The sequence below is a fragment of the Xylanibacter rarus genome (assembly GCF_001275135.1).
Taxonomy (GTDB): Bacteria; Bacteroidota; Bacteroidia; order Bacteroidales; family Bacteroidaceae; genus Prevotella; species Prevotella rara.
This window is the reverse complement of record NZ_LFQU01000051.1, coordinates 1-12255: the sequence shown is the minus strand read 5'-3', so window position 1 is coordinate 12255 and position 12255 is coordinate 1. Positions and strand designations below refer to the sequence as shown.

General features: G+C 42.2%; 13 protein-coding genes. 3 read left to right on the top strand and 10 right to left on the bottom strand.

The annotated features are described in order from the left end of the window. Positions 1–1387 precede the first annotated feature (1387 nt). The 3 genes from ACU52_RS14185 to ACU52_RS14175 are packed head-to-tail and all read left to right on the top strand — an operon-like array spanning position 1388 to position 2619. On the top strand, positions 1388–1819 hold the full coding sequence (locus ACU52_RS14185) for a hypothetical protein (RefSeq protein WP_053399273.1): 432 nt from the start codon (positions 1388–1390) through the stop codon (positions 1817–1819). Next, positions 1806–2240, top strand: coding sequence for a lysozyme (locus ACU52_RS14180; RefSeq protein ID WP_053399272.1), 435 nt, complete (start codon positions 1806–1808; stop codon positions 2238–2240). The genes ACU52_RS14185 and ACU52_RS14180 overlap by 14 nt, the downstream gene beginning before the upstream one ends. 49 nt (positions 2241–2289) lie before the next feature. Continuing rightward, positions 2290–2619 (top strand): hypothetical protein, encoded by a 330-nt coding sequence (locus ACU52_RS14175; RefSeq protein WP_053399271.1) that lies wholly within the window; start codon positions 2290–2292, stop codon positions 2617–2619. A 95-nt stretch (positions 2620–2714) separates the two neighbouring features. On the opposite strand, the gene ACU52_RS15230 is transcribed toward ACU52_RS14175, so the two are convergent. The 10 genes from ACU52_RS15230 to ACU52_RS14115 all read right to left on the bottom strand — a co-directional run bounded on the left by ACU52_RS15230 (position 2715) and on the right by ACU52_RS14115 (position 12189). Beyond that, positions 2715–3797, bottom strand: a complete 1083-nt coding sequence (locus ACU52_RS15230) for a hypothetical protein (protein ID WP_147630898.1) — start codon at positions 3795–3797, stop codon at positions 2715–2717. Between the two features lie 199 nt (positions 3798–3996). Further along, positions 3997–4128 (bottom strand): hypothetical protein, encoded by a 132-nt coding sequence (locus ACU52_RS15755; protein WP_262503080.1) that lies wholly within the window; start codon positions 4126–4128, stop codon positions 3997–3999. 65 nt (positions 4129–4193) lie between these two features. Further along, positions 4194–4562 (bottom strand): single-stranded DNA-binding protein, encoded by a 369-nt coding sequence (locus tag ACU52_RS14155; protein ID WP_053399267.1) that lies wholly within the window; start codon positions 4560–4562, stop codon positions 4194–4196. A gap of 139 nt (positions 4563–4701) precedes the next feature. Further along, the gene (locus ACU52_RS14895; protein WP_082335315.1) at positions 4702–5556 is read right to left on the bottom strand and encodes a tyrosine-type recombinase/integrase; all 855 of its coding nucleotides are present in this window, start codon (positions 5554–5556) and stop codon (positions 4702–4704) included. 1217 nt (positions 5557–6773) lie between these two features. Then, entirely contained in the window at positions 6774–7850 is a 1077-nt protein-coding gene (locus ACU52_RS14140; RefSeq protein WP_147630897.1) for a hypothetical protein, read from the bottom strand. Between the two features lie 157 nt (positions 7851–8007). After that, the gene (locus ACU52_RS14135; RefSeq protein ID WP_053399263.1) at positions 8008–8466 is read right to left on the bottom strand and encodes a hypothetical protein; all 459 of its coding nucleotides are present in this window, start codon (positions 8464–8466) and stop codon (positions 8008–8010) included. Positions 8467–8477: 11 nt separating this feature from the next. Beyond that, the gene (locus ACU52_RS14130) at positions 8478–10253 is read right to left on the bottom strand and encodes a major capsid protein (protein ID WP_053399262.1); all 1776 of its coding nucleotides are present in this window, start codon (positions 10251–10253) and stop codon (positions 8478–8480) included. Between the two features lie 12 nt (positions 10254–10265). Beyond that, a complete protein-coding gene (locus tag ACU52_RS14125) occupies positions 10266–11762 on the bottom strand; it encodes a rolling circle replication-associated protein (RefSeq protein WP_053399261.1) in 1497 nt (498 codons plus the stop codon). Positions 11763–11764: 2 nt separating this feature from the next. Continuing rightward, positions 11765–11986, bottom strand: a complete 222-nt coding sequence (locus ACU52_RS14120; RefSeq protein ID WP_147630896.1) for a hypothetical protein — start codon at positions 11984–11986, stop codon at positions 11765–11767. 2 nt (positions 11987–11988) lie between these two features. Beyond that, positions 11989–12189 (bottom strand): hypothetical protein, encoded by a 201-nt coding sequence (locus ACU52_RS14115; RefSeq protein ID WP_053399259.1) that lies wholly within the window; start codon positions 12187–12189, stop codon positions 11989–11991. Positions 12190–12255: the final 66 nt, after the last annotated feature.

The window sequence follows — 12255 nt, the reverse complement described above, 5'->3', positions numbered from 1 at the left end:
AACCCACAAAGCAAGACGCGCGGGCACAGCAGCGGCGGGGAGGGCGGACGCGCGTCAGAGCGCCCGCAGCCCCCGACGCGTCGCGCAGCGCGGACACAGCAACCCACGAACAAACCCGCAGCAACCCACGAACAAATCCGCAGCAACCCACGAGCAAACCCGCAGCAACCCACGAGCAAACCCGCAGCAACCCACGAACAAATTTTTACACGATATGAGACAACACCCCGAAAACCGCCACGTAGGGGCGGTGGTCGGGGTAGCGCCTTTAGGCGCGTAGTGGCGGTCAAGGGGCGTTTGCCGCCTGCGATAGTGGCGGCAAGCGCCCCGCAGTGGGGTTTGCAGCAACCCACGAGCAAGTAACGCAAGCAATTCACGCACATCGCGCGAACTTAGCAGCGGCGGGGAGGCGGACGCGCGCAGAGCGCCCGCAGCCCCCGACGCGTCGCGCAGCGCGAAATCGGCGCGCAGATAATATGAAATTAGCATCTTGATGCTAATTATATTATCGAAGCGCCGATTTTTACCAACTGACAGCCAGTGTGCCAAGCAACGTTTGCCGCCTGCGATAGTGGCGGCAAGCGTTGCGCAGTGGGTTTGGGGTGGTGGTCGGGGTAGCGACGTTAGGAGCGTAGTGGTGGACAAGGGGCGTTTGCCGCCTGCGCAAGTGGCGGCAAGAGCCCCGCAGCGGGTTTGGGGTGGTGGTCGGGGTAGCGACGTCAGGAGCGTAGTGGTGGACAAGGGCTGTTTGCCGCCTGCGATAGTGGCGGCAAGCAGCCCGCAGCGGGTTTGGGGTGGTGGTCGGGGTAGCGACGATAGGAGCGTAGTGGTGGACTAAGGGGCGTTTGCCGCCTGCGATAGTGGCGGCAAGGGCCCCGCAGTGGGTTTGGGGTGGTGGTCGGGGTAGCGACGATAGGAGCGTAGTGGTGGATAAGGGCTGTTTGCCGCCTGCGATAGTGGCGACAAGCAGCCCGCAGCGGGTTTGGGGTGGTGGTCGGGGTAGCGACGATAGGAGCGTAGTGGTGGACAAGGGGCGTTTGCTGCCTGCGTCAGTGGCAGCAAGAGCCCCGCAGTGGGGGCGCTCGGGGGAGCAATGCGCATTTATGCGCGGCGGGGTGGGTGGGCGGAGAGCGCCAAGAGGGTTTCGGAAAACATATTTAGTCAGACGACGGCAGTGTCTTTTGCGCTGTTTATGTAGCAGAATGTTCTGCGCGTCAGCGCAGATCATGGCGCGGAATAATCTGCGCAACTTTGCGGAACATGTAGCGGAAATGCGGGAGCGATAGCGGACGCATTTACGCGAAATGTTCGGCGTAAGCGGGGTTTTACTTTGTTTGTAGAGAAATTTTATCTACTTTTGCTAATGTTTAACTAAAATATTTGAGTTATGGAACAAATAATCAATGTAAACGACCTGCATTTCTTTTTATTTTGGGTGTTCGCGGCTTATGCGGGTGTTTTGGTGTCTATGCTTGTAGACTTGTTGGCCGCATACTTTAAGTGCAAAAAGTGTGGGATAAAGTGGGAGAGTAACACACTTAAACGAACAGCGGACAAGGCAAACAAATACTTTTTGCCAATGATAGCGCTTACACTTATAGACTGTCTAATCTTTATAGTAAATAAATATCCTGTGTTTACGCTAGCTTTGGGCGGGTTTTGCATCCTGTCAGAGTGGTTTAGCGTATTTGAGCATACACATACAAAACAGGAGCAGCGAGAGGCCGCAAAGACTATTAATGTGATTTTGAAAAATAAAGGTGATGTAACTTCTACTTTTCGTGAAATCTTAAACGACTATTGCCATGACAACAAGTAATAAATGTTTAGAGCAAATAAAAGTATTTGAGGGCTGCGAATTAACAGCGTACCGATGTAATGCCGGAGTGTTGACAATAGGCTACGGGCATACAAGCGGCGTGAAAGCGGGCCAACAGATAACAAAGAGTGATGCAGAAAAACTTCTGCGTGAAGATATCAGCAACGTTGAGAAACAAATGTCAAAAGTTATCAAATCAAAGCTAAATCAAGGGCAGCATGACGCTGTTGTCAGCTTTGTTTTTAACATCGGCATCGGCAAGTTCAAGACATCAACACTACTGAAGAAGATAAACGCCAACGCCAACGACAAATCAATCGGCAATGAGTTTAGGCGGTGGGTTTATTGCAATGGTGTCAAGCTTGCAGGACTAGTGACACGGCGTGAGTGGGAGGCACGCAGATATTATGAAAGTGTTTAGCCTATTAACATTATTTGTTTTTATCGTATCATGTTGCAGTAAGCCGGATATGGTAAACGACAATGCATCATCTAAAGTTGAGCGTGTCAGAACAACAGACACACTTATCGTGAAAGATAGCGTTGTGCAGAAAGTTACGACAAACATACATCAACAAGGCGATACTATAATCATTGACAGATATGTTTATGAGCGTCAGACAACGGACAGAACGGCCGCAAGCGGACGCGACACGTTTTACATTCAAAGTGATACGATAACAAAATATGTCCCTATGGACATTAAAGGAAATTTTCAGCATGGTAGTTGGGTCTTGCTGCTAATTTTGGTTGCTTGTTTTGGGCTTATTTTGCTATTCAAAAACAAGCAAAAAGATTAAGAGGTGAAAACACAGCTAAACTTGTTATCAGTCAGTAAGTTAGGGTAAAATGTTTTGGAAATTCCACGGCGGTGCTACTGCACCGCCGTTTTCCATTACTTTTCGGTTTCCAAAACCATGGCGTAGGCATAAGAATCTAGCTTAACCATTCGATGTTTTTGCAGGAGTTCAACCATAATAGTTTGACATGCCTTTTTTACATTTGGCGGCGTATGTTCGTCACTAAATATTTGCCGTAATCTATTTGCTAGAAGTTTGTCTGTCCTGTCCGGCTCTGTGTCTTCGGTTAGCTTTACAGGTTTATAGGCTGATTCATCTTTGGTTATAACAAACAGGATTTTATCTTTACATCTATCTTTACGCTGTAAAGTACCGTCTTTTTTACGTTCAACGATTTTGAAGTGGAAATATTTGGCCGCAAAACTATGGAACCTAAACAGACACTTATATCTATCATCATACGTTGTCAAATCATTTGGGACTAATTCTCCTGTGTCTAATTTGACAAAATGTTTATAGTCACTTTTAACCGAAAACTCAACGCGCCAAACAGGTTGACTGACATCTAGTCCGGCAGCAGCCCATGCATCACGAATATAGAATTTATCTTTTACTTCTTTAAGTTCAAGACTTTTGCAATATAGTTTTGTAGAAATAGGACTTTTTGACGAGCCCCACGACACAGAGTTCCAAATCCTGCGCGCAAAACTATCTTTGCCGTGAGCGGCAATGTTACATTGATTAATTTTGCTGATACGCCCTTCCATATAATCACGCATCATGATTTCGGGGTTTGTACCTTTGTCAAACCTGTTAAAATCTAGGCAAATATCTATGCGTGTCAACGATTTATAAGTGTAGTGATGCGCTATAAGGAATTTACGCAAATCATTGATAGGAGACAAAGAATAACATGCGCGGTTACATAAACGTATATGGCAGTCATTAGCGTTGAATATACCACCTAAAGGTTTTAATGAATAAGGATTTCGGCGTACTTCGATAAATGGGAAATTATGTTCATAAATAGTGAACATTTCACGATATTGCGGCGTGCCGTAATCACGCTGCTTGACATAATAACCTTTGCTGATAAAATAATCAGCATTAAGCGGCTGTGTTATAGGCTCCGAACAAAAGACCTCAAGCCAATCAATATTAACACATCTATTTATCAATTATTTAACAACTTTGACAACCTTACAATTTTTATATATAACAAGTTTGCAGACAACAAGGTCTAATTCAAATGCGATTTTATTGCCGTTTGAATGAAGATAATACCAATATCTGCGGCCTGCAAGTTTGTCAGTGCAATACAATTTATAGCCGTCGTTTTCGACTGCTAGACGCTCGTCTACACATATTTTACACAATTTACTTTGTAACATCTTTATAACGGATTTGAATAACATTATTATCAGCGAGTTCCCGCAGCAAATTTTCGTCTTGAAAATCATCCGGCAACAGGCTCTCGCCGTTTATTGTAACACCTGTTTTTATGTTCATTCGGGCACAGATCTGTTTAATCTGTGCCCAATCATGATTAACGAAATACACAAATCTTTTACGCATCAGAACGGAGCATCACCGACTTCATTACTCGGGGGTGTCTGTTGCTGTTGTTGAGCGCTGCCGCAAAGTTCGAGTTCATCGGCGTTTATGTCCATGCCTGCACGCAATTCATGGTTTTTGTCAGTGAAAGCCCTTAAACGTACATTTCCACGAACAAAGACCTTTGTGCCTTTCTTCAGATATGGCAACAAGTTAGATGCATTCCAATTAATGGTAACGTTTACCCAGTACGTTTCGGCCACTTCGGTGCCGTCATTTTTCTTAAATACGCGAGAGTGGGCAACAGATAACGAAACAAAGTCGGCGGTGTTTCCGCGGACCACCTTAGCATCGGCGCCAAGGTTTCCAATGATTTCAGCTTTTAACATACGATTAAAGATTAAATTACAACTTCTAATAAGAAACGTTTACGTTCTCTAGAGAACGCCAAATAAATATGATTGAACAGAATAAAAACACGGCAGCACTCACCATAAAAGAGAGTGCGCCGGATATGAATAAACCTTTTCATCTGAATACTTGTCTATGAATGGATTGTAAATAATTAATAGAGACATGTTCATATATTGTTGTTGTGTCAACGCTTTCATGTCCTAACAACAGCGCAACGTTTTCAATCTTAGCGCCGTGATTCATCATGGCCGTTGCGAACGTATGGCGCAATACATGAGGATGAGCGAATTTTGCGGGGACAACACGCAAAAGAGCCTGTTTAGTAATGATTCTAATTTGAAAACCTGACAGGCCTTTGCCGTGAATATCAGTAAACAAATGGCCGTCGGAAACTCTTATTTCAGTATCGCGCATTTTCGTGAACTCACGCAAATGGTATTCTAATTCAGAGCCAAAAGGCACAAGCCGTTCTTTACGGCCTTTGCCGTAAATTTTGATATATCTTTTTTCTAGATTGATATCTAAATCACGAATAGCAGCAAGTTCGGAACACCTAATGCCTGTATGATAGAACACAAGAACAACCAAGAAAGTGCGATATCTTTTAAAAGTATCGCGGCGCAGATGATTATCAAGCAAATCATTCATAACAGGCTCTGTGATAAACAGGGGCAGACGCTTTTCAGTTTTAATATTACGGATGCCTGCCGCCGGATTGCGGGCGCAGCCCGCAAACCGGCAGCAGTAATCAAAATAACTGCGAATAGCAGATATGTAACGATTAACACTAACAGCGCTGCAACCATTATCACGCTTAAACATAACATAATCAGAAATAAGATTCGGCGTAACTTCGCGGCCGTCAACGAACTTGAAGAAGTCCGTTAAATCCTGCTTATAGCATAAACAGGTCTTCGGCGAATAGTTGCAAATCTTTTCAATATGGTTTATAAATTCATTGACAAACATAAGACACTATATTTAAAGTTGGGGGAATTAACGATATGAGCGCTAAAGTGAGCATTGGAAAACATGGGACATTATGATAATAGAGCCGCGAAAATTAACAGCACTATAAGCGAAACAAACATACATATAATGAAAGATATATCTTTCAGCAGTTCTATTAACTCTTTATTCATAGTTGTAAAGCGAATTTGTTTTTAACGTTATGTTAATGAAAGGTAAAGGCGCGGAGCCTGCGCAGCGCCTTTGGCTTTCATTAACATAATGAGCGCAGCGCAGCGAGCACGATTTACGCCTATTTCTCGAAATTGTATCGTTCCATGTAAACTATTTCAGTAATTTTGCAGCCATTACGAGTTAGTTTTTCTTCAGCTGCTCTCACTTCATTTTCTAAATCTAGACGATTAGCATGCACATTACTGCTGTAATATGAATAAGATGGACCTTCAGCCGCGTAGTATATTGTAGCCGAAAACATTATATCAGACGGATTGTACATAATAAAAATAAATTTAAACGTTATACATTCAATTAATTAACACTAACGCCGACAATTCAAACTAATCGGCAATAAGATTAACATAACTTTAACATTTGAGAGCTCTGAAAAAACTGAGGTTTTAATGAAGTTTGTGGTGTCACTTTGCGTATATGAGGACAAGAGAAAGCCGTTCGGGTTAAAGGAGACTAAAACCCGAATCCTTACGGACAAAGTGATTAAGACTTCGTAACACACAAACGTTAATAAAACCAACAGACAGGTTAATCATCAAGCTGCAGTCCCATCACTCACACCTCGAACTGCAAAGTTACTGACATGTTCCGAAGTTGTAAAGGCCGTGAGCACAAAAATTTTCACATAAAATGCTGAGCCTGCGCTACGCTAGGTGCGCTTTTACGTGAAATTTTTTGCACTCAGACCTTGACAACTCTCCACATGTAAGTCTCTTGGCAGTGCGAGGTTTGAGCGGTGGGGGGGGCAGGGGGGAAATGTGTTTTTGGGCAAAGCCCACAAGTCCTCTTGAAACAGGGCAAAAAAAGGCTCCTTTAACAACAGAACGAAAATAGGTGGTCAAATATAACCACCTAAATAGAGAGGAACTAAAAAAATAGTAATCAATAGCAAAATAACAAATAGATACAAAATGTATCTAATAGCACGGAACAACTTATCTTTTTCTGTCATATAGTAATAACGGAAAAGATAACTATATATTGCATTATAACTTAGGAAGCCAAGAACCAATAATACCTAAGAAATTCTGAGCATGCTTAAAGAAACGATAACGCTCATTACCATTTAGCAACTCTGAATTAACACGCTGCCAAGCATCACGAGGACCTGAGTTATTCCTTGCACCAACAGAATTCCAATAAGAAGTATTACAATTATTACGGGCTGTCTTGATAAGGGCATTAGCTGTATTCTGCTTTACATAGTTGTCTACCTTAATGCCTTCACGCTGTTCAACGAGGTTAAGAGCGTTCTCAATCGCCTGTCGTGCCTGCGCTTCACTTGCCTTGCCTGCTGCAACTAGGCTGTACTGCTGCGCTGACATGATAGCAAGTTCCTGCAAAACCTTTTGGTCATAATACTTCAACTCCTTAGCACCGAGCAAACCCTGCAACTGCTGCCATGCTGTCTGTGCTCGAATAAGTTCACCTGTAAACTGAGCATTATCGGCTTCACGCTGTGCCTTTGACACATCACTAGAGAACATTGCCTGCATGCGGGCAAAACTCATGTTATTTAAGGCTTCCTGAGAGTTCTTAAGGTTGTAATCAGCCTTTGAATTATATATCTCCCAAAGAAGTTTCTCAGCCTTATACTTGTTCTCAATCTTGAAACCTGAAGCCTGTTCGCCAAGACTAGACGCCTGTGCTTCACGTACACCTTTCTGTGCCTGAATATCAAGCAAGGTCTGTATAACACCTGTCGCACCTGAGAAGTCAGGACGATAAGCTTGCATGACAGCAGGAGAAGCAGTGGGAGCGTTAACTCCCATTGCACTAGGCGAACCACCTGTACCGGAAGAACCGGAAACAGCAGATGCAGTACCGGAATTACCGCCTGACATCATAAGATAAGGGTTAAGTCCGGCTGCCTCAAGACGCTTACGCTGCTCAACTGCCGAATTGTACTTAGCTTGACGATTAAACGCACCCTCAGCCATTAATGCATTATGTGTATTCTGTTCCTGCATCTTCTTCCAATCATACTCAATCTGCTGATTGAACATGTCCTGATTATAATCTAATTGCTTGTTGAACATACGCTCATTATATTCGTTGTTCATCTGGGCAATCTGTAAATTAGTTTTATTGGTATCTGATTGGCTCTTATTTCCTAGAACATTACCTAATATTGATGTACCTACACCAAGTAAACCACCTAATAAACTCATAAAATCAAAATTAAATGGCACAGCCGAAGCCATGCCATGGTTAAACAAATTATTCAGTAGGAGCAGGCTGAGGAGTTGGCTCAGGAGTAGGCTCAGGAGCCTTAGAAGCCTCAATCTCAGAGAGAATAGACGCATAATTAGCGTTAAGATACTCAGACCATGCTAGCAACTCAGAAGAGGACTGTATATATCTAGACTTACACATATCCATGAGTTGTTCATCAGAAACTTTCTTACGAAGTTGTGCGAGTGAATCAGACCTAGGTGTAAGTCCGTCAAGCCATTTCTGAATGGTATCTCTACCAACAGAATTCAACCTGTTCTGATTGAACAGCATATAAATATCATCAACGTAAGCAATAGCAGTCTTTTTATCAGAACCACTGAAATAAGTTACCTTCTCAGTCATAAAATCACGTATGGGCGAGGGCTGAACGAAATTGTTACGCTCAATGCCTGATGCAACGTTAAATGAATAACGTGCGATATCTTTTCTTTGTCGGAACATAAGCAATAAAATTAGTATGGTAAACCATTGTAATCGAAGTTACGGACTGCCTTTATATCAAAGAATGAATTGATAAGAAGTTGGTCTGTGTTTATAGTAGAATCAGCCTGTACACCGAAGATATTGTCAACAATATGCGGGTTGACCTTAAAGAAATTATATGTCATAGTAATGTCGGAGAAGCCTGCATCTTTACAAGCCTGACGATAAGCAGAAATATAACTCTCTGTGAGAGGAGAAACCCAAGAGACAAGAGTATCAATGAACGAGCCGTGAATCTCATCAATAGAAGTCTTGAGGTCAGCATAACGAGGCACGTAACCCATATTGATCGACGACGGATCTGCGGGCAAATCTTCAAGACCGAATATCATTTCAGAGGCATATAACTGCTGCATGCCAATGCTGTCAAATTCAGGTATAGCATAATCGGTGAATGCTGTCTTGAAGTTCTGACGAGCAATGCGATTAATTGACCAATCAAGCAACGGGAGACAATGATAGATACACATAATTATACCGTGTTCCTTAGCTTCGAAATCAACCTTGTTACCATTAAGTGTGCCTGTACCTTTACCCTGAATGTCGGCTTGATTATCGCCTGTAAGGTTAGTATTAACAACTTCTGATATATCAAGGTTTGAAGTCCAACCACCAAGGTATTTACAATGACCTGACAAGGTCTCAGAGGGTGACACATTAAAGTGTTTCTGCATCTGAGTTTGATAGTCCATTTTACCTGACTGAGCAATCTCACGCCATTTCTGTAAGCATTCAGCCTGACGAAGTGCAAGAACAGACAAACGAGAATCAAGGTCAAGCAACATCTGTTTGTAACCTGTACCACCTGATGAGGTTGCCTTTATGCCATAAGTCTGAGGACTAGAAGTAGAGCCATTTGTATGGAAGCCTGCAATAGCTTTACCCATATCCTGAGAATTTCCGTCACCAAGGGTTAAGTAAGACTGAGAGTTAGCCAAATCAATAGGAGCGAAAGCTACATCACCATATTGAGCCTTAGGAAGCATACCTGTAAAATAGTCTTTTTGGAAATTACAATAGTTCAAATCGAACATAGTAGGGTTCTTAAATGCATCCTTAGCAAACGAAGTAATGGGAATATGATAACCATTGTTGAGGTTATACAAATAATCGAGATTATAACGATAAGGCGCAGCGGACTGCCATTGGTCATCACGGAAATAGTCCTCACATATCTTCTGATAAGCCAAAAGAGGAAAAGGCGACAAAACGATATTATCTGCGTCACCAGGTACTTTTACAGAAGCATAATCTTTACCAAAACCATAGTTAAGATAATTGAGCAACTTCACAGACAAGTCAAGGCGGGAGAAACCGAAGAAATTCTTCTTATACTTCTCATAAGTATCAGACAATGAATCAAGATTACCGAGATACTCCATAATATCAGAGAAAGTAAACCATGGATGACGTTGACCAAGAGAAACAGAAACAGTTGGACTAGCAGCATGATGCGGGTCAGGCATGTTGGTAAAGAACGTTGGAGCCATATTCCACAACAGACGATAGGGAACGAAATAAAAATCGTAATACTCACGTAAACGAGAGTAAGCAGCAGAGTTGACAGGCTGTGTTCGGGTGAACGCCTGACCACGAATGTTGAATTTATCACCAGGATAGACCTCTTTACACATAATAGGGAGCAACTCACCAACCTTAGCTGTGAATGCGTTCTTAAATGAGAGGTCAAAACCATTACGTTTGACGCTGTTCTTTAGCGCCGTAAGGGACATTACTGAACTCATAATAAATAATATTTAGTTAATAAAGAAACCATTTGCATCATTCTGAATCTTGTGTTTGATAGACTTCTCGAAGTTTTCATCAGACTTAATAACAAAACGCTTATAAAACAATTCCTTAGACAACTGAGATACATCTACATTACCGCAAGAATCGAGAGGGGTCTTGTTGATATAATACCAATCATAATTGGAAATAAGATGCCTGTTTTCAATCTGACTAGTATACATGCCAACAAGTTGAGCATAGTCATAACGTTGCCAAAATTGGCGTATAAGGGTAAATTTGCGATAACGCTCATGATAGCTGTCATTGTCGCAGACAAATGTCAGAAAATGACGAGAGATATACAACTCTCGGGCAATACTATTAGTATGGTAGTCAGCCAAGTAATCACTATAATAAGGGTTAGTATCAATTCCTTGCGAGAAATAGGATATGACCTTATTGAGCGCAGGCGAAGAACAAGGTAAACCACGTGAATCGCAAGAGAACTTAGCAGTAACAACCAAGTCAAGGATACAGCGAGCATAATCTATAATCGTATTAAATGAATAGCCTATTGCTTGTTTAACTTCGAGTAATATGTTATAAGACTGCCATAACTCAGTATCAGACTTGCGAGAATAGCCTTTACATTTCGGGAAGAACGTACACGACAAATTCCGCCAAGGCATGAACTCGACATAATTGCCATTGAGTTCTCCGCTTTGGTAAATAAAGTCGTCAACGGAACCCTTGTAAATTTCCTCTTTCTGACTTTGATGAATGCCGAGAGCGAAGCGGATAGAATGACACGAGAACGGCTTCGAGGACATATCGCCAAGAAATCGGGGAAGACAATAATTGCAATTAACGTATCGCGCAACGTACGAATTGCACTTACCTCGGGAGAGAGAGCAATCGACACGACCAAACTGCCATGCCTGACGTATAACCTTTGACATAACCTTTTGTGTCTTAACCTCGTCATAGAAGAATAAGACATGATAATGCGCACGGAATGTTTTCGGTCCGTACTCCGATACAATGTAATAACGTATTTTTTCATCTGAATATTTGCTTAAGTTTTTACGAACTCGTTTGAGGAATAACTGAGCGTCACGCTTGGAAGTGTAAGAAAGATATCCGTCTAACTTACACTTGGCAGTGAGCATGCTAACATAAGTCTCAAGAGAGGGGCATTTGTGCCAATAGTCATAATCTACGGTCATCAGCTTGCCTTTTTCGTTCAGCCTGTCACAATAGGAATACCAACGGACCAAACGGAGTTCATTATCGACCTCAGGGTACATCCGTGGAACATAGTCGTTAGAGTAGGTGAGTGTCGCAAACATGCAATATTTGTGGCTCTGTTCCTCAATGGCACACAGGAATGACATCTTGTCGGCACGGCGTTTAAGGCAAGCCTTACAAACACCGCAACCGACCTGAATGACTTCGCCTGTATACTTATTCTGTACATGGCGAGGGTGATAACATTTGACAAGTGGATAACCGATATCAGACATGACTAATTTTCATCAGAAGTATAACAAATCTCTTCAATACGCCTAACTTGTACCAATTCGCCACCAACTTGATTTACTAAATATACAGCAAAATCCAAAACTTCCTCACGAACATCTTTAGAATCAAATGGACCACCAAAATGAGAATGAACACGAGCAGGACGATTAGATAAGTGATAATACACTATATAACTATAACGTGTTTTTTTAGTTATCTTTTCCATAATCATTTAGTTTTAAGTTCCAAACTGCCTTCATGATGAATGGTCGTAGTGTCTATTGTGACAACTACAGCCTTGCCTTTAATCTGAGCCTTGCGCTGAATCGTACAACTTGACAATGAGGTCACACCGAAGTAACCGCCAATCAAGGTGAGCAAATAAAGCAACACCTTGACAACAATCTTTATAATCTCTTTTTTGTCCATAATAGAATAATTTGTAAATTTGCGGGCGAATATAAAAAATAAATCTGATTAGTAAACTAATCGGCA

Coding starts and splice junctions, on each gene's coding strand:
- ACU52_RS14140 (WP_147630897.1), bottom strand. CDS start 7,850: ATGAACAACGAATATAATGAGCGTATGTTCAACAAGCAATTAGATTAT.
- ACU52_RS14895 (WP_082335315.1), bottom strand. CDS start 5,556: ATGTTTGTCAATGAATTTATAAACCATATTGAAAAGATTTGCAACTAT.
- ACU52_RS14135 (WP_053399263.1), bottom strand. CDS start 8,466: ATGTTCCGACAAAGAAAAGATATCGCACGTTATTCATTTAACGTTGCA.
- ACU52_RS15755 (WP_262503080.1), bottom strand. CDS start 4,128: ATGAACATAAAAACAGGTGTTACAATAAACGGCGAGAGCCTGTTGCCG.
- ACU52_RS14180 (WP_053399272.1), top strand. CDS start 1,806: ATGACAACAAGTAATAAATGTTTAGAGCAAATAAAAGTATTTGAGGGC.
- ACU52_RS14120 (WP_147630896.1), bottom strand. CDS start 11,986: ATGGAAAAGATAACTAAAAAAACACGTTATAGTTATATAGTGTATTAT.
- ACU52_RS14155 (WP_053399267.1), bottom strand. CDS start 4,562: ATGTTAAAAGCTGAAATCATTGGAAACCTTGGCGCCGATGCTAAGGTG.
- ACU52_RS14115 (WP_053399259.1), bottom strand. CDS start 12,189: ATGGACAAAAAAGAGATTATAAAGATTGTTGTCAAGGTGTTGCTTTAT.
- ACU52_RS14185 (WP_053399273.1), top strand. CDS start 1,388: ATGGAACAAATAATCAATGTAAACGACCTGCATTTCTTTTTATTTTGG.
- ACU52_RS14125 (WP_053399261.1), bottom strand. CDS start 11,762: ATGTCTGATATCGGTTATCCACTTGTCAAATGTTATCACCCTCGCCAT.
- ACU52_RS14130 (WP_053399262.1), bottom strand. CDS start 10,253: ATGAGTTCAGTAATGTCCCTTACGGCGCTAAAGAACAGCGTCAAACGT.
- ACU52_RS14175 (WP_053399271.1), top strand. CDS start 2,290: ATGGTAAACGACAATGCATCATCTAAAGTTGAGCGTGTCAGAACAACA.